The organism is Chromobacterium subtsugae (assembly GCF_035919665.1).
In the GTDB taxonomy this organism is placed as follows: Bacteria; Pseudomonadota; Gammaproteobacteria; order Burkholderiales; family Chromobacteriaceae; genus Chromobacterium; species Chromobacterium subtsugae.
In genome coordinates this window covers 3,875,095-3,900,452 of sequence record NZ_CP142381.1, presented here as the reverse complement: position 1 = coordinate 3,900,452, position 25,358 = coordinate 3,875,095, and the positions used below count along the sequence as shown (strand labels likewise).

Here is a 25,358-nt window from a genome sequence, read left to right as displayed (position 1 = left end):
CGGATATGAAAACGGCCCGGAATGTTCCGGGCCGTTCATCGTTCAGCTAGGTGGCGGCGGTGCTCACAGGCCGACGATCTTCACCTTTTGCCCCGGCTGCAGGCGACTGGCCTGGCGGCTGCCATTGAGGCGCTGGATGTCGTCGTGCTTGACGCCGAAGCGGCGGGCGATGCTGAACAGGGTGTCGCCGCGTTTCACCGTGTATTCGGTGGAGTGGCGGGCCGGCGCGGGCCGGCTGTCGCTGACCTGGATCAGGGCCGGGTCGGCGTCGCGGTCGGACGGGCCGGCGCTGGCCAGCTGAGTCTCGCCTTGTTCGACGGATTGCAGCTGCAGTTGCTGGCCGACTTGCACGATATTGCCGTCCAGCCTGTTCAGCGACTTGAGTTCTTCCACGGCCAGATTGTTGCGGCGGGCGATGCTGTACAGGGTGTCGCCGCTGGCGACGGTATAGCTGCCGAGATCGCGGGTGGCCAGCGACTTGGCGGCGCCGTCCTGAACTCCGGCGCTGGCGATCACCACGGTTTGACGCGGGACGGCATCCTGCGCCTGGGGCGCCGCGGGGGCGGCGGTAGCGGTCATGATGACGGGGGCGGGAGTTGCCTGAGCAACTGCGGGCGCCGGCTGCGGCGCGGCGGCGGCGTCGGCCTTGGCCAGCAGGGTGGCGCCGGCCGGCGCGTCGCCGATCTGCGCATCGGTGGACTCCAGCGGCTGGCCATCGTTCAGGGTTTTGTTCATCGCCACCAGAACCGGTTGGCCGGCCTTCAGCGTCGGGCTGTTCAGGCGATTGGCCGCTTGCAGCTGGCCGGCGCTCATGCCGTGGCTGCTGGCGATGCTATTGGCGCTTTCATCGGTTTTGGGGATGTAGACTTCCCAAGTCAGCAGCGGCTGGTTCCATTTGTCCAGATTGGCCTGGAACTTGTCGGCCTTGGCGGCGGGCAGCAGCATCTGCCGGCCGGCCTTGTAGGCGAACACCGGCAGGTTGAAGGCCGGGTTCAGCTCTTTGAACTCCGCCACCGATATGCCGGCCAGCCGGGCGGCGATGTCGATGTTCATGTGCTTGCTGGCGGAAACCGCGACGAAGTAGGGCTTGTTGGGAAACTTGTCCAGCCGCACGCCGAATTTTTCCGGATTCAGCAGGATGTTGCGCACCGCCAGCAGCTTGGGCACGTAGTTGCGGGTTTCGTTGGGCAGGCGGATGCTTTCGTAGGTGGCCGGCTGGCCTGCGGCCTGCGCTTTGGCAAGCGCGCGGGCGACATTGCCTTCGCCCCAGTTGTAGGCGGCCAGCGCCAGGTTCCAGTCGCCGAACTGGGCGTACAGGTTTTGCAGGTAGTCCAGCGCGGCGCGGGTCGACTCCATCACGTCGCGGCGGCCGTCGTACCACCAGGTTTGCTCCAGGCCGTATTGGCGGCCGGTGGCCGGCATGATCTGCCACAGCCCGGACGCGCCGGTGGGGGAGATATAAGCGGGCACGCGCGACAGCGCGGTGGGAACGAAGGCGCTTTCCACCATCGGCAGCAGCGCGATTTCGGTCGGCATGCCGCGGCGCTCCACCTCGTTCATGATATGGAACAGATATTTGCGGCTGCGGTCCAGCGTGCGCTTGAAGTATTCCGGGCGGCTGGCGTAGAAGCGCTCCTGCCGGCGCACGGTGTCGGCGTTGACCTCGTCCAGCCGGAAACCTTCCCTGGCCCGTTTCCAGACGTCGTCGCCATTGCGCAACAGGCTGGAGTTCTGCAGCATCATATCCAGGCCGGCGGCCATCCCTTCATCTACGCCGGGAGCGCGAACGACGGGGTCGGCGCCGGCGATGGCCGGCGATGCGGATAGCAATGCTAGAGACACGGTTAGTGCCAACGGGGTGAGGCGTTTCATGCAGACGGGCCCATAATTCAGATTCCGGCTGATCCTAAACATGCGCATATGGGGTGTCAATTGAAAAAACCACATATTTTCATGCGCTTTCATTGTTAATAGCCTATTTGCCAGGCGTGTGAAGTCGATTGGCGTCCGGCCTAGGGAATTTACTTATCCTGCATGGGGTTTTTAGCGGAAATCGTTCTTCCAGGCGCGCAGGCGAGCGAAGCTGTCGGCCTCTGCGTCGTCGGCGCGGCCGCCTTGCGCCAGCAGGGATGCGCGGATGGCCGGCTCCTGGCAGCGCAGGAAGGGGTTGCTGGCCAGTTCGACGGCGATGGTGCTGGGCAGCGTGGGCAAGCCCTGCTCGCGCAGCGCCTGGTCGCGGCTTTGCCGCATCGCCAGCACTGGGTTGAGGGGGTCGGCGGCTAGGGCGAAGCGCAGATTCGACAGCGTGTACTCGTGGGCGGGGTAAACTTTGGTCCGGGGCGGCAGTTGCGCCAGTTTTTTCAGCGAAGCGAGCAGTTGCGCGGGCGTGCCCTCGAAAACCCTGCCGCAGCCTGCGGCGAACATCGTGTCGCCGCAAAACAGGTGGTCGCCGATCCGGTATGCCAGGTGGTCCAGCGTGTGGCCAGGCACCGCCAGCACCTCGGCCGGTCCGAACGCGAGCGGCACTTCATCGCCTTCCTTGACCGCCGCCGTCACGCCGGAGATGCCCGGCGGGCCGTATACCGGCGCATCCGGCCAGTCGCGGGAGAGTTCGGCCAGGCCGCCGCAGTGGTCGGCGTGGTGGTGGGTGATCAGGATGGCCTCGAGCCGCAGCTTTTCCCGGCGCAGGAACGCTAGCAACGGCGCCGCGTCGCCGGGGTCGACGGCAACGGCGCGATCGTCGAGCCGCAAAACCCAGATATAATTGTCTGAGAACGCCCCGACCGGGGTGACGCTGAACTTGGCTGGCATAAGGCCTTCCTCAATGAAAAATTCGTTTGGCGGCTGGCTGACCGGCACCGAACTGGGCCGTTATCTGCTGGCGCGCGAGCAAGATTACTTCGAACGGGCGGTGGCCGACGTGTTCGGCTACCACGCGGTGCAGGTGGGCGTGCCGGAGATGGACTGCCTGCGCGGCAACCGCATCCCCTGGCAATGCCGGGTGGCGGAGGCCGGAGAGGTGGATGTCCGCTGCGATCCGGCCTTCCTGCCTTTCGAGAACCGCAGCCTCGATCTGCTGGTGATGCCCCATGTGCTGGATTTTACCACTCTGCCGCACCAGGTATTGCGTGAAGCCGACCGGGTGCTGATGCCTGAGGGGCGGTTGATCCTCACGGGCTTCAATCCGCTGTCGCTGTGGGGCGTGCGCCGCTTGATCCAGGGGCGCGAGTCGGTGCCGTGGAACGGCAGCTTCCTGACCCAACTGCGGGTGAAGGACTGGCTGACGCTGCTGGATCTCGAACTGGAAGAGGCGGCCTTCATGGCCTATGCGCCGCCGTTCGCGCGCGGCGACTGGCTGTGCCGCTGCGACTTCATGGAAGACGCCGGCGAGCGCTGGTGGCCGCTGGCCGCCGGGGTGTACGGCATCGAGGCGGTGAAGCGCCAGCGCGGCATGCGGCTGATCACCCCAAACTGGAAGCAGAAGCAGGCCAAGAACAAGGGCGCGCTGGGAGTGGTGGCTGGCAATGAGCGCCAGCACACCCACAAGCGCCCCGACGCAACCGAGCGGGACGGCGCGCCGTCCTGCCATTGACTAGAGACAGCATGACAACGGAAGACAAGGTCGAGATTTACACCGACGGCGCCTGCAAGGGCAATCCCGGGCCCGGCGGCTGGGGCGCGCTGCTGCGCTACAAGGGGCGGGAGAAGGAGATATTCGGCGGCGAGCGCGGCACCACCAACAACCGGATGGAGATCATGGCGGTGATCCGCGCGCTGGCCTCGTTGAACCGGCCGTGCCAGGTGGTGGTCTATACCGACTCGCAGTATGTGCAGAAGGGCATCTCCGAGTGGATACACGGCTGGAAGGCGCGCGGCTGGAAGACCGCGGCCAAGGAGCCGGTGAAGAACGCCGACCTGTGGCAGCAGCTGGACGCCGAGCGCAACCGCCATCTGGCGGTGGAGTGGCGCTGGGTGAAGGGCCACGCCGGCCACGAATTCAACGAAAGAGCCGACCAACTCGCCAACAAGGGCGTGGAGACGGTCTGAGCAAGACAAGTTGCGGCCGCCCGCCATGGAGCGGCCCGCGGGAAGCAGCATGAGACAGATTATCCTCGATACCGAAACCACCGGTCTCGATCCGAACCAGGGCCATCGCATCATCGAATTCGCCGGCCTGGAAATGGTCGGCCGCAAGCTGACCGGCAAGCACCTGCATCTTTACATCCATCCCGAGCGCGACATCGATCCGGACGCGCAGCGGGTGCACGGCATCTCGCTGGAGTTTCTCGCCGGCAAGCCGGTATACCGCCAGGTGGCGCAGGAAATCGCAGATTTCCTGCGCGGCGCCGAACTGATCATCCACAACGCGCCGTTCGATGTGGGCTTCCTCAACGCCGAATTCGCCAAGCTGGGCCTGGAGCCGATCGACAAGCTGTGCGCCAGCGTGATCGACACGCTGCGCGAAGCGCGCGACATGTTCCCGGGCAAGCGCAACAGCCTGGACGCCTTGTGCGACCGCTTCGAGATCGACCGCTCCAACCGTACCTTGCACGGCGCGCTGGTGGACTGCGAGCTGCTGTCCGAGGTGTACCTGTGGATGACGCGCGGTCAGGAAAGCCTGGCGATGGACATCGACGTGGAGCTGCCCGGCGACGCCGGCGGCGCCATCCAGTTCGAGCGCAAACCGTTGACGGTGCTGGCCGCCAGCGAAGCGGAGCAGGCCGAACACCAGGCCTACCTCGACGCGCTGGACAAGGCGGTGAAGGGACAGTGCCTGTGGCGCAGCCTGGAGCAGCCGGCGCAGGCGGAGGGCTGAGCATGGCCAGGTATATCGCCCTGGTGCCGGCGGCCGGCTCCGGCAGCCGTTTCGGCGCGGCCAGTCCCAAGCAATACCTGCAGCTCAACGGCAAGCCGCTGATGTGGCACACGCTGGCCACGTTGGCGGCGGTGTCGGCGATAGACGAAGTGGCGGTGGTGATTTCGCCGCAGGACGAATGGTTCGACGACTTCGCCTGGGATCTGCCCAAGCTGCGGGTTTGCCGCGTGGGGGGGGCTTCGCGCGCCGAAAGCGTGGGCAACGGCCTGGCGGCGCTGGGATGCGATGCCGACGACTGGGTGCTGGTGCACGACGCCGCTCGCTGCTGCCTGTCGGTGGCGGCGGTGGAGCGCCTGATCGCCACCCTGTCCGGCCACCAGGTGGGCGGCCTGCTGGCGCTGCCGGTGCCGGACACCGTCAAGCGCGCGGACAGCGAAGGCCATGTCGGCGCCACGGTGCCGCGCAACGGCCTGTGGCTGGCGCAGACGCCGCAGATGTTCCGCGCCGGGGTGTTGGAAAAGGCCTTGCGCGAGCAGCCGGCCGACGACATCACCGACGAGGCGTCGGCGGTCGAGCGCGCCGGCCTGAAGCCGCTGCTGGTGGAAGGCGACGCGCAGAATTTCAAAGTGACCTACCCGCGCGACCTGGCGCTGGCGCGCGCCATCCTGGCGGCCCGCGCCGGCCAGTAAACTGCAAAACCAAAGGAAGAAGATGTTCCGTATCGGACAAGGCTACGACGTGCATCAACTGGTGGAAGGCCGGCCGCTGATCCTGGGCGGAGTGCGGGTTCCGCATGAGAAGGGCCTGCTCGGCCACTCCGACGCCGACGCGCTGCTGCATGCGATTACCGACGCGCTGCTGGGCGCGGCCGCGCTGGGCGACATCGGCCGCCATTTCCCGGATACCGCCGCCGAGTTCAAGGGCGCGGACAGCCGCGCGCTGCTGCGCGAGGCCGCCGCCCGGGTGCGCGCCGCCGGCTGGCGGCCGGTCAACGTCGACAGCACGCTGATCGCGCAAAAACCGAAGCTCGCGCCCCACATCGACGCGATGCGCGCCAATATCGCCGAGGATCTGGGGCTGGAGATCGGCGCGGTCAACGTCAAGGGCAAAACCAACGAGAAGCTGGGCTATCTGGGGCGCTGCGAGGCGATAGAGGCCCAGGCCATCTGCTTGCTGATGCCGGCTTGAGCCGCGCCGGGCCGGCATGCCATGGCCGGCCCGTTATGGGATAATCGCCTATCATTGCTCATGCCCGCCATGAGCCCTCACACTTGCCAGGAGGCCTTACCATGCTGACCCAGGATCAACTGAAGCTCGCCGTCGCCAAGAAGGCGCTGGAATTCGTGCCGGACGACGCCATCATCGGCGTGGGCACCGGCAGCACCGTCAACCTGTTCATCGAGGAACTGGCCGGCATCAAGGGCCGCATCAAGGGCGCGGTGTCGAGCTCCGAGGCGTCCACCGCCCGCCTGAAAGCCCATCACATTCCGGTGTTCGACCTGAACGAAGTGGAAAAGCTGACGGTGTACATCGACGGCGCCGACGAGATCAACCACCACCTGCACATGATCAAGGGCGGCGGCGCGGCGCTGACGCGCGAGAAGATCGTCGCCGGCGTCGCCGACGAATTCATCTGCATCGCCGACGAGAACAAGTACGTGGCCATGCTGGGCGCCTTCCCGCTGCCCATCGAGGTGATTCCGATGGCGCGCAGCTATGTCGCGCGCGAGCTGGTGCGCCTGGGCGGGCACCCGGAGCTGCGCCAGGGCGTGACCACCGACAACGGCAACGTGATCATCGACGTGCACGGCCTGCAGATCATGAAGCCGGTGGAACTGGAGGAAACCATCAACCACATCGCCGGCGTCGTCACCTGCGGCTTGTTCGCCCGCCGCCGCGCCGACGTGCTGGTGCTGGGCAAGCAGAGCGGCGTGGAAGTGCTGCGCTAAGCCCGTCGCCGCGGCCGGCTAGATGTCATGTCACGGCACTGTCATCTAGCCGGCTTACTATTGCTGTTTATCCCGATTACTCGCAACACTCAGAGGCGAACATGGCAGATCACATTTCCAAACAGTTCGATCTGGAGCTGGAAACCATCCGGACCCGCGTATTGCAAATGGGCGGGCTGGTGGAGCAGCAGATTCTGTCCGCCATCGAAGCGATGATGTCCGGCGACATCGCCCGCCTGGACAAGGTGATGGCCGAGGACGCGCTGGTCAATGCGATGGAAGTGGGCATAGACGACGACTGCCTGCACATCATCGCGCGCCGCCAGCCGGCGGCCAGCGACCTGCGCATCGTCTTCACCGTGATCAAGATCATCACCGACCTGGAGCGCATCGGCGACGAAGCGGCGAAGATCGCGCGCATGGGCAAGACCATCCATCAGGCGGAACGCTACCAGATGCCGCGCTTCCGCGAGATCGAGAAGATGGCCGCCGTGGCGTTGGCGATGCTGCGCCGCGCGCTGGACGCCTTCGCCCGGCTGGACACCAGCGCCGCGCTGGAATTGGCGGAAGAGGACGAGCGGCTGGACGAGAATTTCGCCGCCGAGCTGCGCCAGCTGATCACTTTCATGATGGAAGACCCGCGCACCATCAGCATGTCTATCGACACGCTGTTCATCTCCAAGGCGATCGAGCGCATCGGCGACCATTCGAAGAACATCTCCGAATACGTGGTCTACCTGGTGAAGGGCAAGGACATCCGCCACACCACGCTGGAAGACAAGAAGCGCGAGACGCTGGGACGCTGATCGAGCTTCGGACATGACGCTGGATGCAAAATGGCGGTAACATTTCGCGGTTACCGCCATTTTGCTTGCCGCGCGCGCCGGTGCGCGTTTGTCCCCAGGCTGCCCGGCAGGCGCAACCGAACAAGAAAAGGGGTGTCCTTGACACACGCCACGCCCCCCCACACCGTACTGGCCACCATCGACCTGGGCTCCAACAGCTTCCGGCTGCAGGTTTCCCGCGTGGTGGACGACCAGCTGTACACGCTGGACGTGATGAAAGAGACCGTGCGCCTGGGCGCCGGCCTCACCGCCGACAAATACCTGAACGACGACACCCGCGAGCGGGCGCTGGCTTGCCTCGCGCGCTTCGGCGAGCGCCTGCGCGGCTTCGTGGCCGGCCAGGTGCGGGTGGTCGGCACCAATACCCTGCGGGTGGCGAAGAACGCCGCCGGCTTCATCGCCGAAGCCGAAGAGCGGCTGGGCTTCCCGATAGAAGTGATCGCCGGCCGCGAAGAGGCCCGGCTGATCTATCTGGGCGCCGCCCACTCGCTGCCGGACACCAAGGAGCGGCGAATGGTGGTGGACATCGGCGGCGGCTCCACCGAGTTCATCATCGGCAGCCATTACAAGGCGCTGGTCACCGAAAGCCTGCCGCTGGGCTGCGTCAGCTACACGCTGCGCTTCTTCCCGGACGGCAAGCTGACGCGCAACAACTTCCGCGACGCGGTGCTGGCGGCGCGCAACGAGATCCAGCGCATCCGCCACGAATACCGTCCCAGCGAGTGGCAGCTCGCGGTGGGCACTTCCGGCACCGCGCGCTCGCTGCGCGACGTGCTGGAGATCAACGACTGGAGCCGCGCCGACATCACGCTGGCCGGCATGGAGCGGCTGCGGGCGGTTCTGATCGAGCAGGGCAGCATGGACGCGATAAAGGTCAACGGCCTGAAGGCCGACCGCGCGCCGGTGCTGGCCGGCGGCCTAGCCATCATGATCGCGGTGTTCGAGGAGCTGCAGGTCGAGAAGATGATCGTCACCGAAGGCGCGCTGCGCGACGGCGTGCTGTACGACCTGCTGGGCCGCCAGCGCGAGAAGGACATGCGCGACAGCACGGTGGCGCTGTTCAAGCGCCGCTACCACGCCGACACCCAGCAGGCCGAGCGCGTCAACCTGCTGTCGGAACGGCTTTACCGGATGGTGGCCGGAGAGGACGTCGACCAGGACATGCTCAAGCGCCTCTCTTGGGCGGCCAAGTTGCACGAGATCGGCCTGACCATCGCCCACACCGCCTATCACAAGCATTCCGCCTACATCCTGCAGAACGCCGACATGCCGGGCTTTTCCAAGCGCGAGCAGGCGACGCTGGCGACCATCGTGCTGGGCCACCGCGGCGACATGGGCAAGATGGCGCAGTACATCGGCCAGCCCGCGCTGTGGCAGGCGGTGGTGGCGCTGCGCCTGGCGGTGCTGTTCTACCGCAGCCGCATCAATGTCGAGCTGCCGGGCAGGCTGGACCTGCGCCAGCACGCGCGCGGCTTCACGCTGTCGCTGAGCAAGAGCTGGCTCAGCGACAATCCGCTGTCGGCCAGCAGCTTCCGCCAGGAAGTGGGGCAGTGGAAAAACGTCGGCTTCCAGCTGGACATCGTGCAGGAATAGGCGGCGGATGCGGCACCCGGAATTGAAGGAGCGGCTGCCCACGCTGGGCGAACAGGCGGGGACGCTGCTGTCGGTGGGCGAGGCCAAGCATGCCGGCACCAAACTGTCCTTGTTCGATTTTTGCGCCGATGAGGCGATCGAGCTGGCCGAGCTGCCGCTGGCCAATCTGGCGAGCTACCGCCGCCGCGGCGAGGTGCTGTGGCTCAACGTCTACGGCCTCAGCGACGCCGCCGCCATCCAGGCGATAGGCGAGCGCTTCGGCCTGCACCCGCTGGTGCAGGAGGACATCCTCAATGCCCGCCAGCGGCCCAAGCTGGAAGACTACGACGATTACCTGTTCCTGGCCTGCCGGGTGTTCGACTACCAGCAGGGCGGGCGGCTGCAGTCCGACCAGATGTACCTGGTGCTGGGCGACGGTTTCGTGCTGTCGTTCCAGGAAAAGCCGACCGGGGTGTTCGAGCAGGTGCGCGAGCGGCTGCGCAAGGGCCGCGGCGCGCTGCGGCGGCGCGGCGCCGACTACCTGGCTTATTCATTGCTGGACGCCATCATTGACGACTACTTCGGCGTGCTCGGCCAGTTCAACGACAAGGTGGAGCGCACCGACGGCCAGCTGCTGGCCGGCCGCGACAACGGCGTGCTGCGCCAGATCCAGCGGCTGAAGCGCGATTGCCTGAAGCTGAGGCGCGCGCTGCTGCCGCTGCGCGAGGTGCTGCTGTCGCTGAACCGCGGCGACGAGGAGCGCTTCGGCGAGGATACCCGCGTCTACCTGCGCGATGCCTACGACCACGTGGTCCATGTGCTGGAATCGCTGGAGATGAACCGCGAAATGGTCGGCGACATGATGGACCTCTATCTGTCCACCCAGTCGCACCGGCTCAATCTGCAGATGCGGGTGCTGACGGTGATCACGATGATCTTCATGCCGCTGACGCTGATCGCCGGCATCTACGGCATGAACTTCGAGTACATGCCGGAGTTGAAGTGGCACTACGGCTACTTCATCGTGCTGCTGGCGATGGGCGGGATTTCCGCCGGCATGAGCTGGTGGTTCTGGAAGCGGCGGTGGATTTGACGCCCCATCTTCGCGGTGCCATGATGAAGCTACGCCTTGGTAGGCTATTGATTCAAATGAGAATGGCAGGAGAGCGACATGAAGCCGTTTTCGGTTCATGCGATCTGGGATGGCGAAGCCGGGGTCTGGGTCGCGAGCAGTAAGGATGTGCGTGGGCTGGTTGCAGAAGCGTCGACTCGGGAGGAATTGGTCGCCATGCTCAAGGCACGCATTCCAGAGCTGCTGGAGTTGAATGATCAACCATTGCCAGAGGGAGAGATTCGTTTTCGTCTGAAATCAGAACAAGTCTCGACCGAGGTCATTTGTGACTGACTTTACCGCTGCGGTAAAGAAAAAGCTGAAGGAGTATGGCTGCAGTTTTGATCGCCAAGGGAAAGGTGATCATGAAATCTGGTACAGCCCTATCACTCAAACGAAATTTCCGGTGGATGGCAGCATCAGATCGAGGCATACCGCCAACGAGATCATGAAACAGGCCGGAATCCCCCACCATTTCTGAGCGAGATCCATGCACATCAGCCGGCATTGTGCCGGCTGATTTCATTTTACACCTCGTCCGATCGCAGCCGTTTGACGCCGGCCTGGCGCATCTTCATCCAGGCGTCGGCCAGCGAGCCGTCTATGTCTATCGCGCGGCAGGCGTCTTCCACCACGAAAGTCTCGAAGCCGGCGGCGCGGGCGTCGATGGCGCTCCAGGCCACGCAAAAATCGGTGGCGAGGCCGGCCAGCCAGACCTTTTTCACCCCCAGCGCGTCCAGATAGCCGGCCAGGCCGGTGCGGGTGGCGCGGTCGGCCTCGACGAAGGCGGAGTAGCTGTCCACCTGCGGGTTGCCGCCCTTGCGCACGATCAGCCGCGCGTGCTGGGTTTCCAGTTCCGGGTGGAAGTCGGCGCCGACGCTGCCTTGCACGCAATGCGCCGGCCACAGCGTCTGCGGGCCGTAGGGCAGGTCTATCGTCTGAAAAGGCTTGCTGCCCGGGTGGCTGCCGGCGAACGATACGTGGCCGGCCGGGTGCCAGTCCTGGGTCAGCACCACGTTTTCGAACAGCAGCGCCAGGTGGTTGATCAAGGGCACCACTTCGTCGCCGCCGGGGACGGCCAGCGCGCCGCCGGGACAGAAGCTGTTCTGCACATCCACCACGATCAATGCGCAGTCGGCACCATAACGTTTCAGGGGCATGAGGCTACCTTGTTGTTGCAGGTTCAGTTGTCTTGTTAACACGCCAACGGCGACGGGTAAAGAGCCCGAGGCGCGTCTGGCTTGCGCTTTATACCCCTTGGGGGTATATAATCAGGGCAGGAGGACACGATGACCCAGTCCCTGCTTACCCTGCCGGTAGCCGGCATGAGTTGCGCCGCCTGCGCCGCCCGCATCGAGAAACAGCTGAACCGCCTGGACGGCGTGCAGGCCTCGGTCAGCTTCGCCAATGAAAGCGCGCAGCTGCGCTACGACCCCGATCAAACCCAGCCCGGACAACTGGTGGACGCCATCGTCCGCTGCGGCTTTGAGGTGCCGCGCCAGACGCTGCTGCTCGGCATCGGCGGCATGAGCTGCGCAGCCTGCGCGGCCCGGCTGGAAAAGGCGCTGGGCCGATTGCCCGGGGTGGAGGCCAGCGTCAACTTCGCCGCCGAGTCGGCGAGGATCGATTACCTGCCGGGGCTAGCCGACCGCGACCGGGTGCTGGACGCGGTGCGCAAAGCCGGTTTCGAGCCTTCTTTGCGCGAAGACGGCGGCGGCGAAGCCGAGGCGCGCTATCGCCGCGAGCTGGCGTGGTTCGCCGCGTCGGCGCTGCTGACGCTGCCTTTCATGGTGGAAATGGCGGCGATGTTCGCCGGCGGCCACCACGGCTGGCTGCCCAGGCTGTGGCAGCTGGCGCTGGCGACGCCGGTGCAGTTCGTCGTCGGCTGGCGCTTTTACCGCGGCGCCTGGCAGGCGCTGCGCGGCGGCGTCGCCAATATGGACGTGCTGGTAGCGCTGGGCACCAGCATGGCCTGGCTGCTGTCGGCCGCGGTGACCCTGCTGGGTCTGGAGGGCGAGCACGTGTATTTCGAGGCCAGCGCGGCGGTGATCACGCTGGTGTTGCTGGGCAAGCTGCTGGAGGCGCGGGCCAAGGGCAAGACCTCGGCGGCGATCGCCGCGCTGGCGAAGCTGGCCCCCCGCACCGCCCGCGTCGAGCGCGATGGCGAGCTGTTCGAGGTGGCGGTGGAGCAACTGCAACGCGGCGATGTGGTGGTGGTGCGCCACGGCGACCGCCTGCCGGTGGATGGCGAGGTGGTGGAGGGCCAGGCCTGGCTGGACGAGAGCCTGCTGACAGGCGAGAGCCGGCCGGTGGCCAAGCAGGCCGGCGACAAGGTCTACGCCGCCACCCGCAACCAGGACGGCATGCTCAAGGTGCGCGCCACCGGCGTAGGCGGCGACACCCAGTTGGCGGAGATCGTGCGCATGGTGGCGGCGGCCCAGGGCAGCAAGGCGCCGATCCAGCGGCTGGCCGACCGTATTTCCGCCGTCTTCGTGCCGGCGGTCACCGCGCTGGCGCTGCTGACCTTCGCCTTGAGCGGCTGGCTGTTCGGCAGCTGGACGACGGCGCTGATCCACGCGGTGGCGGTGCTGGTGATCGCCTGCCCGTGCGCGCTGGGCCTGGCCACGCCGACCGCGGTGATGGTGGGCGTGGGCAACGGCGCGCGCCGCGGCATCCTGTTCCGCAACGCCGCCGCGCTGGAGCAGGCCGGCAAGGTGGACGTGCTGCTGGTGGACAAGACCGGCACGCTGACCGAGGGCCGGCCGACGCTGCGCCACGCGTTGGCGCTGGACGGCGACGAGAACCGCTTGATCCAGCTGGCCGCCAGCGCCGAGGCCGGCTCCGAGCATCCGCTGGCCCATGCCTTGCTGCAGCGGGCGAAAGAGCGGGAACTGCCCTTGCTGGCCTGCGAGCGCTTTCGCGCCGATGTCGGCAGCGGCGTCGAGGCCGCGCTGCCGGGCGTGGGCACGGTCAAGGTGGGCGTGCCGTCCTGGATCGGTCTGGATCTGCCGGCAGAGGCGGCTGACTGGCCGCAGGAAGGCAATACCGTGGTGGCGGTGAGCCTGGACGAGCGGCCGCTGGGTCTGTTGGCCTTGGCCGATCCGCTGCGCGACAGTTCCAAGGGCGCGGTGGAAGCGCTACGGAGCTTGGGCATCAAAGTGGTGATGCTGACCGGCGATCATGAGAGCACCGCGCGCGGCATCGCCGCCGAAGCCGGCATTGACGAGTGGCGCGCCGGCATGAAGCCGCAGGACAAGGCCGATGTGGTCAAATACTGGCAACAGCAAGGCCGCAAGGTGGCGATGCTGGGCGACGGCGTCAACGACGCGCCGGCGCTGGCCGCGGCCGACGTCAGCCTGGCGATGGGCGCCGGCTCCGACGTGGCCATCGCCGCCGCCGACATCACGCTGATGCACGGCGACCTGGCGCACGCGGCGGACGCCATCCGGCTGTCGCGCGCCAGCCTGGCCAAAATCCGCCAGAATCTGGCCTTCGCTTTCGTTTACAACGTGCTGGGCATTCCGCTGGCGGCGCTGGGCATGCTCAACCCGGTGATCGCCGGGGCGGCGATGGCGGCCAGCTCGGTGTCGGTGGTATCCAATTCGCTGTTGCTGCGCCGCTGGCGCTGAGCGCGGCGGGGTTGACGATTTTCAAGGAGAGAAGCATGACTGAACTGGTTTTGAACATTGACGGCATGACCTGCGGCGGCTGCGTCAAAAGCGTGAGCGGCATCCTGGGAACCATGGCCGGCGTCGCCGAAGTGCAGGTCAGCCTGGAAGAGAAGCGGGCGACGGTGGATTACGACGCGGCGGTGGTGTCGCCGCAGGAGCTGGCGGCGGCGGTGGCCGACGCCGGTTTCGACGTCAGCTTCTGAGGCCTGGGATTTAGGCCAGTTTTCCCGCGGGGCGAGACGCGTTTTGCTAAGCGTCTTGCCCCGCAGTCCGTCGCGTCGACGGCGCCGCGGCCGCGGTTTGCGCGGGCATGCCGGGGGGACGGACATGTGCACGCATTTTCTGCTGCAGTCGCAGGACAAGCAGGTCGTGGTGGGGCGTTCGATGGATTTCTCCCGGCCGCTGACGCCGGCATTCTACGTGCAACGCCGCGGCGAGCGCTTTTCGCAGCCGGTGTGGGCCGGCGCGGAGTTCCGCAAGATGGCCGACGCCGAGGCCTGGCGGGTCCGCCATGGCTATGTCGGCGTTTGCTCTTCCCACTTGCCGCTGCCCGGCATTTCCCAGCGCATCGTCACCGACGGCCTGAACGAGGCGGGGCTGAGCGTCAGCTTGCTGTGGCTGCCGAATGCCCGCTACCAGGAATTTTCCAGCCTGGGCACCACGGTGCTGGCGCCCTTGTTCGCCGACTGGGTGCTGGCGCATTGCGCCAGCGTGGCCGACGTCTGGGAGATGCTGCCCAGCCGGCAGTTCTGGCTGCCGGCCTGGCTGGCCAAGTCGCTGCCGTTGCATGCCGCCATCGTGGACAAGGACGGCCGTTCCATCGTGGTGGAGTTCCAGGATGGCCAGCAGAAGATCTACAGCAATCCGGCGGGCGTCTGCGCCAATGCGCCGTGGTTTCCCTGGCATCTGGACAATCTGGGCCATTACCTCGGCCTGACGCCCGACGATCCGCCGCCGCGGGAGTTCGGCAATCTGCAGCTGCAAGCCAGCGGCGGTGGCGGCCTGGCCAATCTGCCCGGCGGCTATTCCTCGCCGGCGCGCTTTGTCCGCGCCGCCTATCTCAAGCAGTTCGCCGATCCGGCGGCGGATCTGGGCGCAGCCTATGCGCTGGCCGCCCAGCTGCTGGGCGCGGTGGAGACGCCGCGCGGCGCCATCCGCGACGGCGCCGCGCGCGAGCACACCCAGTGGACGGTGCTGACGGGGCTGGCCAGCGGCGAAATCGCGCTGCGCGCCTATGGCGGCATGCGTTATTGCGGCCTGAGGCTGGCCGATATCGATTTCGCCGCGGTGAAAAGCGGCGAAATCCCGCTGCCGGGGCTGGACGACATCGCCTTCATGCGCGCTTAGTCCGCGCCCAGCGTGCCGTACTCCACCGGCGTTTTCACGTAGAACACTTTGACGCCTTCTTCGCGCAGCCGCTCCAGCAGGCGCTCGGCCTCGTGCGCGCTCAGCGCCATCGTCACTTCCTCGGGCTGGTCGGCCAGCTCGAAAAAGCGGGCGGCGTGGATGCGGCGGTCGTTGCCGAAGCCCTCGCTGGCGGCGAACAGGGTGGCGCCGCCTATGCCCAGGCGGTGGGCTTCCTGTAGTATCCATTCGGCCAGCGGCACGCCGTGATGACGGTGTCCCTGCTGGGTGAAAAACGACAGCTGATAACCTTGCATGGCGGGCTCCTTCCGGCGGATGCGGCTCACAGCTCGATCAACGTGCCTTCCTTCAACGGGCATACGCGCAGGCCTGCCGGCGCGCCGCCCTGCATCTCCTGCAGCAGCATGTCGCGGCAGCAGGGATAGGCGTGCGATATCCACAGGTGAACATTGGCGGGCAGATTGGCCAGCAACGGCGCCAGCGTGGCGGGCGCCATATGGCTCTGCTCGTCGGCCTCGTGCTGGCGGTCGTTGCTGTAGGTGACTTCGCAGATCACATCGGTCAGCGACGGCACGCCGCATACCCAGTGCCAGAAGGCAGGGCAGGGCGCGGAGTCGCCGCTGAAGGCCAGCGCCCGCCACGGGCCTTCTATCAGCCAGCCCATCGCCGGCACGTGGCGCTGGGCTGGCAGGGCGGTGGCCAGGCCGTCGACGAGGGGAACGGTGTCGCCGACCTGCACCGGCATCATGCGCAGCCATGGGCATTCCGGCGAGGGCAGGCGGGTGTAGTCCGGCCAGATGGCGCCGTTGAAGAGGTGCTGGCGCAGAATGTTCAGCGTTTCCGCCAGTCCATAGACTTCCAGGCCGCTGCCGCGGTAGCCGGCGTGGACGTCGGCGAGCAGCGGCAGCAGCGCGCAGTGGTCGATGTGGCTGTTGGTGAGCAGCACGCGCCGGATGGCGAGCATCTCTTCGGTATCGAGGCTGCCGCAGCCGGTGCCGCAGTCTATCAGCGTGTCCTGGCCCACCTGAAAGCAGGTGGTCTGGCCAGGATGGCCGACGCAGGCGGAGGCGCCCAGGATTCGGATATGCATGCAGTGCTCCCTTGGCGGTGTTGATTTCATTGTAGATCAAGGCGTTATTTGCGGGTCGCCCGCCATTTTCTGTAGATGATGTGGGCATATTGTGGGCGAGGGCGGCCGGGATTATCATCGTGGCTTCCGCCTGCAAAGCCGGCTTGGCTCGGGCGGCTACAAAGAGATAAGGGGAACGAACAATGCAGAAGCAAATTCTGACCGCGCTGGCGGCGTCGCTGTTGGCCGGTTCGGCGCTGGCCGCGGATATTCCGCTGCGCGACTTTTTCCGCAACGCCGAGCAAAGCGGCTTCAGCCTGTCGCCGGATGGCCAAAGCGTGGCTTTCCTGTCGCCGTGGGAGAGCCGCAAGAACATCGTGGTGCGCCGCCAGGGCAAGCCCGACCAGCGCGTCACCGCGATCAAGGACCGCGACCTGTCCGGCTATTTCTGGAAAGGCAACGACCGGCTGGTGTATGTGAAGGACAACGCCGGCGATGAAAACTTCCACCTGTACAGCGTGGATCTCGCCAGCGGCGAGAGCAAGGACCTGACGCCGTTCCCCGGCGTGCGCGTCGACATCGTGGACGGCCTGGTCGACCGCGACGACGAACTCCTGGTGCAGATGAACAAGCGCAACCCGGAGCTGTTCGACGTTTACCGCGTCAATCTGAAAACCGGCGAGTTGAAGCTGGAAGCGGAAAATCCGGGCAAGGTGGCCGGCTGGCTCACTGATCACGACGGCAATATCCGTTTGGCGATCGAAAGCGACGGCGTCAACAACACGGTGCTGTACCGCGACGAGCCGGGCGGCCCCTTCCGCAAGCTTTTCACCACCAATTTCCGCGAGAACTTCACGCCGCTGTTCTTCACCTTCGACAATCAGCGCTTCTACGCGGCCAGCAGCCTGGGCCGCGACAAGGCCGCCATCGTCGAATACGACCCGAAAACCGGCAAGGAAGTGAGAGAAGTCTACGCCCGCCAGGATGTCGACGTCGCCGGCCTGGGCTTCTCGCACAAGCGCAAGGTGATCACCTGCGCCGACTTTGAAACCGACAAGCCGGGCCGCCAGTGCTTCGACGCGCAAAGCGAAGCCTTGCTATCCGGCCTGGAGGCCAAGCTGCCGGGTTACCAAGTGGACATCACCTCCAGCAACCGCGATGAAACCCGCTTCATCGTGACCGCCTGGAACGACCGCACCCGCGGCAAGAGCTATCTGTATGACAAGAGCAGCGGCAAGCTGGAACTGCTGGCCGAGCTGGCGCCGTGGCTGCCGGAAGACAAGATGGCCGTCATGAAGCCGATCCAGTACCAGAGCCGCGATGGCCTGACCATCAACGGCTACCTGACACTGCCGCAGGGCAAGGAAGACGCCAAGGGCCTGCCGGTGATCATCAATCCGCACGGCGGGCCGTGGTATCGAGACAGCTGGCATTTCAACCCGGAAGTGCAGTTTTTCGCCAGCCGCGGCTGGGCGGTGCTGCAGATGAACTTCCGCGGCTCCACCGGCTATGGCCGCCAGTTTTGGGAGGCCTCGTTCAAGGAGTGGGGCGGCAAGATGCAGGATGACGTCAGCGACGGCGTCGACTGGCTGGTCAAGCAGGGCGTGGCCGATCCGAAGAAGGTGTGCATCTACGGCGGCAGCTACGGCGGCTACGCCACCTTGTCCGGCATCACCAAAACGCCGGAGCTGTACCGTTGCGCGGTGGATTACGTCGGCGTGTCCAACCTGTTCACCTTCATGAAGACCATTCCGCCGTACTGGAAGCCGTTCCTGGATTCGATGTACGAGATGGTGGGCAATCCGGAAAAGGATAAGGATCTGCTGCGCGAACGCTCGCCGGTGTTCCATGTCGACCGCATCCAGTCGCCGCTGCTGGTGCTGCAGGGCGCCAAGGACCCGCGCGTCAACATCAACGAGTCCAACCAGATCGTCGACGCGCTGAAGAAGCGCGGCGTGGAGGTCGAGTACATCGTCAAGGACAACGAGGGCCACGGCTTCCACAACGAGGAAAACCGCTTCGCCGCCTATGGCGCGATGGAGCAATTCTTCAAGAAGTACCTGGACTGATTCCACCAGCCAGACGTTTACACAGCCCGCCGCATGGCGGGCTTTTTCGTTTACAGCGCCAGCCAGCCGGCCGCCGCGCACAAGCCCACCACCAGCCAGGGCGGCAGTTTCCATGCGGCCAGCGCCAGCAAGGCCAGCAGGACGGCGGCGAAATCGGCCGGCGCGCGCACCGCGCTGGTCCAGGCCGGGTGGTACAGCGCGGCGAGCAGCAGGCCGACCACGGCGGCATTGACGCCGGCCAGCGCCGATTGAGCGCCGGGCGCGGCGCGCAGCCGGCGCCAGAACGGCAGCGCCCCGGCCAGCAACAGGAAGCCGGGCAGAAAGATGGCGACCAGCGCCAGCGCGCCGCTTTGCCAGCTGCCGTCGCCGGCGGCGCCGAGAAAGGCCGCGAAGGCGAATAGCGGTCCGGGCAAGGCTTGCGCCGCGCCATAGCCGGCCAGGAAGGCGTCCCTGGGCACCCAGCCGCTGGCGACGGACGCGGTTTCCAGCAGCGGCAGCACCACGTGGCCGCCGCCGAACACCAGCGCGCCGCTGCGGTAGAAGGCGTCGAACAAGGCCAGCCGGTAGCTTGGGCCGGCCGCGGCCAGCAGCGGCAGGCCTGCCAGCAATGCGAAGAACAGCGCCAGCCACAGCGCGCCGCGGCGGCGGCTGGGCGCGGTGGCGTCGTCGAGCCCAGGCGCGCTTTGGGGCGGGGGCGTCAGCCACTGGCGACCGGCCGCGCCAGCCAGCGCGATGACGGCCAAGGACAGCCAGGGCGCGGGCATCAACAAGGCCAGGCAACAGCTTGCGCCCATCAGCGTCAACCGCGGCCGGTCTGGGCACAGCTGGCGCGCCATGCTCCACACCGCCTGCGCCACCACCGCCACCGCGGCCAGCTTCAGTCCATGCAAGGCGCCGGGCGGCACGGCCTGGGCGTGATGCGACAAGCCCAGCGCCAGCGACAGCATCAGCAGCGCCGACGGCAAGGTAAAGCCCAGCCAGGCCGCCAGCGCGCCGGCGAGTCCGCCCCGGCCCATGCCCAGCGCCATCCCGACCTGGCTGCTGGCGGGACCGGGCAAAAATTGGCATAGCGCCACCAGGTCGGCGTAGTCGCGTTCCGGCAGCCAGCGCCGGCGCTCGACGAATTCGGCGCGGAAATAGCCGAGGTGGGCGACCGGGCCGCCGAAGGAGGTGAGGCCCAACTTCAGGAAAACCAGCAGGATGCGCCAGAAGCCGCGGTCGTTCGCCGCATGGGTTGGATGCATGGCATGAAAGGGGTGGGGAAACAGCGCCACCTTAGCGGAAAACCCGCCCGGCTTGAAGCGCTACGGCTGCGACAGCGGCTGCCGCCAGCGCCGCGCGCCCCAATGCCCCAGCAACTGCAGCAGGCCGCACAACAGCAGGTAGCCGACGGCGATGGCGCTGAAGATCTCCAGCGGATACACCTGCTCGCGGTTGTTGACCTGAGTCGCGACGAAGGTGAACTCGGCGACGCCGACGATATAGGCCAGCGAGCTGTCCTTCAGCAGCGACACCCATTGGTTGACGAAGGAGGGCAGCATGATGCGCAGCGCCTGCGGCAGGATCAGCCAGCGCAGCGTCTGCCAACGGGTAAAGCCCAGCGCCAGCCCGGCGTGCCATTGGCCGCGGCCCACCGCCGTCAGGCCGGCCAGCACCGCCTGGCCCAGATAGGCCGAGTGGATCAGCGCCAGCGCCAGGATCACTGTCGCTAGGCCGGGAATGTCTATGCCGAACAGCAGCGGCAGCAGGAAATAGCACCAGAAGATCAGCATCAGCACCGGGATGGCGCGCAGCACCGCGGTGGCGGCCATCAGGCCGCGCCTAAGCCAGGAGGCGCCCAGCAATTGGGCGACGCCCAGCGCCAGCCCCAGCAGGCTGGCCAGCAGCGCCGCGGCCAGGCTCAGCAGCGCGGTCAAGAGCAGGCCGCCCGGCTCGCCGCCGGACAGATTGCCCCACAGCAGGTAGTCGAGATTGTCCTGTATCACCGGCGGAATCATCGCAATGTCCTGCATTCAGGCTCCGGCCTTTGGGCCAGCAGTTGGGTGATCAGCACCAGGATCAGATACAGCGCGGTGGCGGCGGCGAATGACTGGAAGGCCAGCAGCGTTTCGGTTTCCACCTGGCGCGAGGCGTAGGACAGCTCGGCCAGGCCGATGGCCATCGTCAGCGAAGTGTTTTTGACGATGGCGGTGTACTGGCCGACCAGCGGCCGCTTCACCAACTGCCAGGCCTGCGGCAGCACCACCAGGCGCAGCGCCTGCCAGCCGCTCATGCCCAGCGCCTTGGCCGCCAGCCGCTGCCCCTTGGACACCGCGTTCAGTCCGGCCTGCAGCTCGCCGCTGATGAAGGCGGCGCTGTACAGCGTCAGCGCGGTGAAGGCGGCCAGGAATTCGAACGACGGCCACGGCAACGCCAGGCCAAGGGGCAGCTCAAGCGCGCGCGGCGTGTTCAGCCAGATCTTCGCCTCGTCCGGCAGCAGGCCGGACACGCCGAAATACCACAGCAGCAATTGCACCATCAGCGGCGTATTGCGGTGCAGGCCGACGAATAGCCGCGTCGCTAGCCGCAGCGGCCGCGGCGCGCCGTCCAGCAGCGCGGTGAAGGCGACGCCGAGCAGGCTGGCGGCGGCGATGACCAGCAGCGACAGCCAGCCGGTCAGCAGCGCGCCCTTGCCCAGCCAGATCAGGTAATGCGGCTCCAGCCAGTTGTGGCCGAGCCAGGCGGGTGGGGTCATGCGGATGTCTTTCTACAGCGGTGAAACGGCAAAACCGCCGGGGACGCCGGCGGTTGCGAAGCGGAACGGGCTGGGGTCAGACCGCGTCGCCGATCTTGAAGTCGCGCGGCAGCGGGGCCTTGGTCTTGGGACCGAACCAGCGGTCGTAGATCTTGGCGGCGTCGCCGCTCTTTTCCAGCTGCTGCAGCGTGTCGTTCACTACCTTGGCCAGGCGCGCCTCGCCCTTGGGCAGGCCGATGGCCTGGTATTCGCGGGTCAGCGTGAACGGCGCCAGCTCGTACTTGGCCTTATCCGGCGCGTTGGCCAACAGCGCGGCCAGCTTGGAGCCGTCCTGGGTGATGGCCTGGACGTTGCCGTTGCGCAGCGCGGTGAAGGCCAGCGGGGTGTCGTCATACGCCACCACGGTGGTCTTCGGGTATTTTTCGCGCAGGTACACTTCCTGGGTGGTGCCCTTGTCCACGCCTACGCGCAGGCCGGCCAGCTGTTCCGGCTTTTGCAGCGTGCCCTTGCGGACGATGAACTGCTGGCCGGAGGCGAAGTAGGGCAGGCTGAAGTCCACTTGCTTCTTGCGCTCGTCGGTGACGGTGAAGTTGGCGGCGACGATGTCGGCTTTGCCGGATACCAAGAGCGGCACGCGGTTGGCCGGGTTGGTGGCGACCAGTTGCAGCTTCACGCCCAGCTTCTTGGCGATGTGCTGGGCCACGTCGACATCCAGGCCGGAAATCTGGCGGGTTTTGGCATCGAGGAAGCCGAACGGCGGGTTGCTGTCGAAGGCGGCGACGCGCAGCACGCCGGCTTTCTTGATGTCGTCCAGGCGGTCGGCCAGGGCGGCGGTGGAGGTCAGGGCGACGGCGAGTGCGAGGGCGAGTGTCTTTTTCATGGCGAGCCTTAGTCTGATGATTTGCCGATGTGCAGCGGATGGCAGTCATCTTACCCGGCTTTGTTAATGCCCATAAATTATAAAAAATTAGTTATATATTCCATTTTTTAGTTTTCATGAGGCGCATCCGGCCTGATGGACGTGAAAAAGGCCGGGTTGCCCCGGCCTGTCGGTTGCGTCGCGCCGCTGCGGTCAAGCGGCCTTGCGCTTGCCGAAGAATACGAACAAGGCGACGCCGATGATGATCATCGGCAGGCTCAGCCACTGGCCCATGCTGATCACATCGGACTTGCCGAAGATGCCGGCGTCTGGATTGCGGAAGAATTCGCTGCAGAAACGCGCTAAGCCATAGCCGATCAGGAACAGCGCCGACACCTTGCCGGTGGCGCGCGGTTTGGCGCTGTAGATCCACAGCGCGGAAAACAGCGCGATGCCTTCCAGCGCGAATTCGTACAGCTGCGACGGATGGCGGGCGAGGCCGCCGTACTGCATCAGCATGTTCATCAGGTCGGCCGATTGCTGCGCCTCGGCGACATCGTCCAGCCGCGCCTGCGGAAACAGCATCGCCCACGGCAGGTCCGGGCTGGCCACCCGGCCCCACAGCTCGCCGTTGATGAAGTTGCCGACGCGGCCGGCCGCCAGGCCCAGCGGCACCAGCGGGGCGACGAAGTCGGTCAGCTGCCAGAAGGAGCGGCCCACCTTGCGGCCGTACAGCGCCACCGCGACCAGCACGCCGATGAAGCCGCCGTGGAAGGACATGCCGCCCTTCCACACCATGAAGATTTCCAGCGGATGGCTGAAGTAGAAGCCGGGCTGGTAGAACAGCACCTCGCCCAGGCGTCCGCCCAGCACCACGCCGACGGCGCCGTACATCAGCATGTCGTCCAGCTGGGCGACGGTCAGCACGTCATTGCCTTTTTTCAGGCGGTATTTCCCCATGACGAGGAACAGGGTGAAGCCCAGCAGGTACATCAAACCGTACCAGTGGACCGCCAGCGGGCCGAGATGGACGGCGACCGGGTCGAACTGAGGATGAATCAGCATTTGTCAGGGATGTGCGTTTGCGGTAAAAGAAATGTGACGAGATTATACGGAAAGCGTTCCCCGCCGTCGCGCCGCTCACCCGCGGCGACTCGGCTTCTGGTTTGGGCCACCCGGCACCCATGGGCCAAACGCCGCCAGCTTACCCTGCTGGCGTGACGGAACGACGACCGGCTTTAACAGATAAAGGAAGCCTCATGCCTCAATACCGCTCCCGCACCTCCACCGCCGGCCGCAATATGGCGGGTGCCCGCGCGCTGTGGCGCGCCACCGGAATGACCGACGCCGACTTCGGCAAGCCCATCATCGCCATCGCCAACTCCTTCACCCAGTTCGTGCCCGGCCACGTGCATCTGCAGAACATGGGCCAGCTGGTGGCGCGCGAGATAGAAAAAGCCGGCGGCGTGGCCAAGGAGTTCAACACCATCGCCATCGACGACGGCATCGCCATGGGCCACGGCGGCATGCTGTACAGCCTGCCTTCCCGCGATCTGATCGCCGATAGCGTGGAGTACATGGTCAACGCCCACTGCGCCGACGCGCTGGTGTGCATCTCCAACTGCGACAAGATCACGCCCGGCATGCTGATGGCGGCGATGCGCCTCAATATCCCGGTGGTGTTCGTCTCCGGCGGGCCGATGGAGGCCGGCAAGGTGCAGTGGGGCAATGAGGTGCGCAAGCTGGACCTGGTGGACGCGATGGTGGAGGCCGCCAACAGCGCGGTGTCCGACGAAGACGTCGATCGCGTCGAGCGTTCCGCCTGTCCCACCTGCGGCTCCTGCTCCGGCATGTTCACCGCCAACTCGATGAACTGTCTGACCGAGGCGCTGGGCTTGTCGCTGCCCGGCAACGGCAGCCTGGTGGCCACTCACGCGGACCGCAAGGAACTGTTCCTCAAGGCTGGCCGCCTGATCGTCGAGCTGGCCAAGCGCCATTACGAGGGCGAGGACTATTCCATTCTGCCGCGCGGCATCGCCACCAAGGCGGCCTTCGAGAACGCGATGAGCCTGGACGTGGCGATGGGCGGCTCCACCAATACCGTGCTGCACCTGCTGGCCGCCGCCAGCGAGGCTGGGGTGGACTTCAAGATGGCCGACATCGACCGCATCAGCCGCGGCGTGCCGTGTTTGTCGAAGGTGGCGCCGGCGACGCAGAAATATCATATGGAGGACGTGCATCGCGCTGGCGGCGTGATCGGCATCCTGGCCGAGCTGGACCGCGCCGGCCTGATTCACCGCGACGTGCCTACCGTTCACAGCCCGACGCTGGGCTCGGCGCTGGAGCAGTGGGATGTGATGCGCCATGGCGAAGGCAGCGAGCCGCACCGTTTGTTCCGCGCCGCGCCCGGCGGCGTGGCCACCACCATCGCCTTCAGCCAGAGCATGCGCTACCCGACGCTGGACGACGACCGCGCCGACGGCTGCATCCGCGACAAGGCGCACGCCTATTCGCAGGATGGCGGTCTGGCGGTGTTGTACGGCAATATCGCCGAACGCGGCTGCATCGTGAAGACGGCGGGCGTCGATGATTCCATCCTGAAATTCACCGGCCGCGCCCGCATCTTCGAAAGCCAGGACGCGGCGGTGGAAGGCATCCTCGCCGACCAGATCGTCGCCGGCGATATCGTCATCATCCGCTACGAAGGGCCCAAGGGCGGGCCGGGCATGCAGGAGATGCTGTACCCGACCTCCTATCTGAAGTCCAAGGGCCTGGGTAAGGCCTGCGCCTTGCTGACCGACGGCCGCTTTTCCGGCGGCACCTCCGGCCTGTCGATCGGCCATGCTTCGCCGGAAGCGGCCGAGGGCGGCGCCATCGGCCTGGCGCAAGAGGGCGACACCGTGGAGATCGACATCCCCAACCGCCGCATCCATCTGGCGGTGCCGGACGAAGAATTGGCGCGCCGCCGCGCGGCGATGGAGGCCAAAGGCCGCGACGCCTGGAAGCCGGTGGGCCGAAATCGCGTGGTCAGCCCGGCCTTGCGCGCCTACGCGGCGATGACCACCAGCGCCGACACCGGCGCGGTGCGGGATGTGTCCCAGGTCGAGAAATGACCTATCGGGATGGCATGAAAAAGCAGCCGCTTGCGGCTGCTTTTTTTATTTTCCTTAACATGTATTCAACGACTGTTCATACATCCGGCTATCTGTTTGATTATGATGCCATTTGATTGAGAGGGTGTCCGCGCGCAATTCGCCGCGACGCATGGGTCGGTATAGGCCGGCACGGATGTCCGTTC

The 25,358-nt window shown here is 66.1% G+C and carries 26 protein-coding genes; 16 read left to right on the top strand and 10 right to left on the bottom strand.

Annotated elements, in window-relative coordinates; all coding sequences use genetic code 11:
* Window positions 1–63: 63 nt before the first annotated feature.
* The gene (locus U6115_RS18515; protein ID WP_230623370.1) at window positions 64–1,842 is read right to left on the bottom strand and encodes a lytic transglycosylase; all 1,779 of its coding nucleotides are present in this window, start codon (window positions 1,840–1,842) and stop codon (window positions 64–66) included.
* Between the two features lie 201 nt (window positions 1,843–2,043).
* Entirely contained in the window at window positions 2,044–2,811 is a 768-nt protein-coding gene (gene gloB / locus U6115_RS18510) for a hydroxyacylglutathione hydrolase (protein WP_043575628.1), read from the bottom strand.
* A 13-nt stretch (window positions 2,812–2,824) separates the two neighbouring features.
* Here gloB and U6115_RS18505 point away from each other — a divergent pair, with 13 nt between their 5' ends.
* The 11 genes from U6115_RS18505 to U6115_RS22835 all read left to right on the top strand — a co-directional run bounded on the left by U6115_RS18505 (window position 2,825) and on the right by U6115_RS22835 (window position 10,774).
* Window positions 2,825–3,592 carry a class I SAM-dependent methyltransferase gene (locus tag U6115_RS18505; RefSeq protein ID WP_043575626.1) on the top strand — a complete coding sequence of 256 codons (768 nt, stop codon included), beginning with the start codon at window positions 2,825–2,827 and terminating at the stop codon, window positions 3,590–3,592.
* 11 nt (window positions 3,593–3,603) lie between these two features.
* The gene (gene rnhA, locus U6115_RS18500) at window positions 3,604–4,047 is read left to right on the top strand and encodes a ribonuclease HI (RefSeq protein ID WP_043575624.1); all 444 of its coding nucleotides are present in this window, start codon (window positions 3,604–3,606) and stop codon (window positions 4,045–4,047) included.
* Window positions 4,048–4,096: 49 nt separating this feature from the next.
* Entirely contained in the window at window positions 4,097–4,816 is a 720-nt protein-coding gene (gene dnaQ / locus U6115_RS18495; RefSeq protein WP_043575825.1) for a DNA polymerase III subunit epsilon, read from the top strand.
* Between the two features lie 2 nt (window positions 4,817–4,818).
* A complete protein-coding gene (gene ispD, locus U6115_RS18490; RefSeq protein WP_043575622.1) occupies window positions 4,819–5,505 on the top strand; it encodes a 2-C-methyl-D-erythritol 4-phosphate cytidylyltransferase in 687 nt (228 codons plus the stop codon).
* A 22-nt stretch (window positions 5,506–5,527) separates the two neighbouring features.
* The gene (gene ispF, locus U6115_RS18485) at window positions 5,528–6,004 is read left to right on the top strand and encodes a 2-C-methyl-D-erythritol 2,4-cyclodiphosphate synthase (protein WP_043575620.1); all 477 of its coding nucleotides are present in this window, start codon (window positions 5,528–5,530) and stop codon (window positions 6,002–6,004) included.
* Window positions 6,005–6,105: 101 nt separating this feature from the next.
* On the top strand, window positions 6,106–6,765 hold the full coding sequence (rpiA, locus tag U6115_RS18480) for a ribose-5-phosphate isomerase RpiA (protein ID WP_043575618.1): 660 nt from the start codon (window positions 6,106–6,108) through the stop codon (window positions 6,763–6,765).
* Window positions 6,766–6,866: 101 nt separating this feature from the next.
* Window positions 6,867–7,571, top strand: a complete 705-nt coding sequence (gene phoU, locus U6115_RS18475) for a phosphate signaling complex protein PhoU (RefSeq protein ID WP_043575616.1) — start codon at window positions 6,867–6,869, stop codon at window positions 7,569–7,571.
* A 138-nt stretch (window positions 7,572–7,709) separates the two neighbouring features.
* Entirely contained in the window at window positions 7,710–9,203 is a 1,494-nt protein-coding gene (gene ppx, locus U6115_RS18470) for an exopolyphosphatase (RefSeq protein WP_043575614.1), read from the top strand.
* A gap of 7 nt (window positions 9,204–9,210) precedes the next feature.
* On the top strand, window positions 9,211–10,275 hold the full coding sequence (corA, locus tag U6115_RS18465; RefSeq protein WP_043575612.1) for a magnesium/cobalt transporter CorA: 1,065 nt from the start codon (window positions 9,211–9,213) through the stop codon (window positions 10,273–10,275).
* 78 nt (window positions 10,276–10,353) lie between these two features.
* Window positions 10,354–10,587 carry a DUF1902 domain-containing protein gene (locus U6115_RS18460; RefSeq protein ID WP_043575610.1) on the top strand — a complete coding sequence of 78 codons (234 nt, stop codon included), beginning with the start codon at window positions 10,354–10,356 and terminating at the stop codon, window positions 10,585–10,587.
* On the top strand, window positions 10,580–10,774 hold the full coding sequence (locus tag U6115_RS22835) for a type II toxin-antitoxin system HicA family toxin (protein WP_076098250.1): 195 nt from the start codon (window positions 10,580–10,582) through the stop codon (window positions 10,772–10,774). The genes U6115_RS18460 and U6115_RS22835 overlap by 8 nt, the downstream gene beginning before the upstream one ends.
* A 46-nt stretch (window positions 10,775–10,820) precedes the next feature.
* On the opposite strand, the gene pncA is transcribed toward U6115_RS22835, so the two are convergent.
* Window positions 10,821–11,453 carry a bifunctional nicotinamidase/pyrazinamidase gene (pncA, locus tag U6115_RS18450; RefSeq protein ID WP_043575607.1) on the bottom strand — a complete coding sequence of 211 codons (633 nt, stop codon included), beginning with the start codon at window positions 11,451–11,453 and terminating at the stop codon, window positions 10,821–10,823.
* A gap of 129 nt (window positions 11,454–11,582) precedes the next feature.
* Here pncA and U6115_RS18445 point away from each other — a divergent pair, with 129 nt between their 5' ends.
* The 3 genes from U6115_RS18445 (at window position 11,583) to U6115_RS18435 (ending at window position 15,311) form a co-directional block, all read left to right on the top strand.
* Window positions 11,583–13,922, top strand: coding sequence for a heavy metal translocating P-type ATPase (locus U6115_RS18445; protein ID WP_043575605.1), 2,340 nt, complete (start codon window positions 11,583–11,585; stop codon window positions 13,920–13,922).
* Between the two features lie 35 nt (window positions 13,923–13,957).
* The gene (locus tag U6115_RS18440; RefSeq protein WP_043575603.1) at window positions 13,958–14,167 is read left to right on the top strand and encodes a heavy-metal-associated domain-containing protein; all 210 of its coding nucleotides are present in this window, start codon (window positions 13,958–13,960) and stop codon (window positions 14,165–14,167) included.
* A 124-nt stretch (window positions 14,168–14,291) separates the two neighbouring features.
* Window positions 14,292–15,311 carry a linear amide C-N hydrolase gene (locus tag U6115_RS18435; RefSeq protein ID WP_052258078.1) on the top strand — a complete coding sequence of 340 codons (1,020 nt, stop codon included), beginning with the start codon at window positions 14,292–14,294 and terminating at the stop codon, window positions 15,309–15,311.
* On the opposite strand, the gene U6115_RS18430 is transcribed toward U6115_RS18435, so the two are convergent.
* Window positions 15,308–15,625 (bottom strand): DUF190 domain-containing protein, encoded by a 318-nt coding sequence (locus U6115_RS18430; protein ID WP_043575820.1) that lies wholly within the window; start codon window positions 15,623–15,625, stop codon window positions 15,308–15,310. The genes U6115_RS18435 and U6115_RS18430 overlap by 4 nt on opposite strands.
* A 26-nt stretch (window positions 15,626–15,651) precedes the next feature.
* Window positions 15,652–16,419, bottom strand: a complete 768-nt coding sequence (locus tag U6115_RS18425; protein WP_043575601.1) for a 3',5'-cyclic-nucleotide phosphodiesterase — start codon at window positions 16,417–16,419, stop codon at window positions 15,652–15,654.
* Window positions 16,420–16,601: 182 nt separating this feature from the next.
* Here U6115_RS18425 and U6115_RS18420 point away from each other — a divergent pair, with 182 nt between their 5' ends.
* The gene (locus U6115_RS18420; RefSeq protein WP_043575599.1) at window positions 16,602–18,467 is read left to right on the top strand and encodes a S9 family peptidase; all 1,866 of its coding nucleotides are present in this window, start codon (window positions 16,602–16,604) and stop codon (window positions 18,465–18,467) included.
* Window positions 18,468–18,517: 50 nt separating this feature from the next.
* Here U6115_RS18420 and chrA read toward each other — a convergent pair whose 3' ends face one another.
* The 5 genes from chrA to lgt all read right to left on the bottom strand — a co-directional run bounded on the left by chrA (window position 18,518) and on the right by lgt (window position 23,125).
* Window positions 18,518–19,711: a chromate efflux transporter gene (gene chrA, locus U6115_RS18415; protein WP_043575598.1), complete on the bottom strand. Its 1,194-nt coding sequence runs from the start codon at window positions 19,709–19,711 to the stop codon at window positions 18,518–18,520.
* Window positions 19,712–19,771: 60 nt separating this feature from the next.
* Entirely contained in the window at window positions 19,772–20,479 is a 708-nt protein-coding gene (locus U6115_RS18410) for an amino acid ABC transporter permease (RefSeq protein ID WP_230623369.1), read from the bottom strand.
* Window positions 20,461–21,201, bottom strand: coding sequence for an amino acid ABC transporter permease (locus tag U6115_RS18405; RefSeq protein ID WP_052258077.1), 741 nt, complete (start codon window positions 21,199–21,201; stop codon window positions 20,461–20,463). Before U6115_RS18405 ends, U6115_RS18410 begins: the two co-directional genes overlap by 19 nt.
* Before the next feature lie 76 nt (window positions 21,202–21,277).
* Complete coding sequence (locus U6115_RS18400; RefSeq protein ID WP_043575594.1) at window positions 21,278–22,081, bottom strand: ABC transporter substrate-binding protein; 804 nt, start codon at window positions 22,079–22,081, stop codon at window positions 21,278–21,280.
* Between the two features lie 192 nt (window positions 22,082–22,273).
* A complete protein-coding gene (gene lgt, locus U6115_RS18395) occupies window positions 22,274–23,125 on the bottom strand; it encodes a prolipoprotein diacylglyceryl transferase (protein WP_043575592.1) in 852 nt (283 codons plus the stop codon).
* Window positions 23,126–23,319: 194 nt separating this feature from the next.
* Here lgt and ilvD point away from each other — a divergent pair, with 194 nt between their 5' ends.
* Window positions 23,320–25,173: a dihydroxy-acid dehydratase gene (gene ilvD / locus U6115_RS18390; RefSeq protein WP_043575590.1), complete on the top strand. Its 1,854-nt coding sequence runs from the start codon at window positions 23,320–23,322 to the stop codon at window positions 25,171–25,173.
* Window positions 25,174–25,358: the final 185 nt, after the last annotated feature.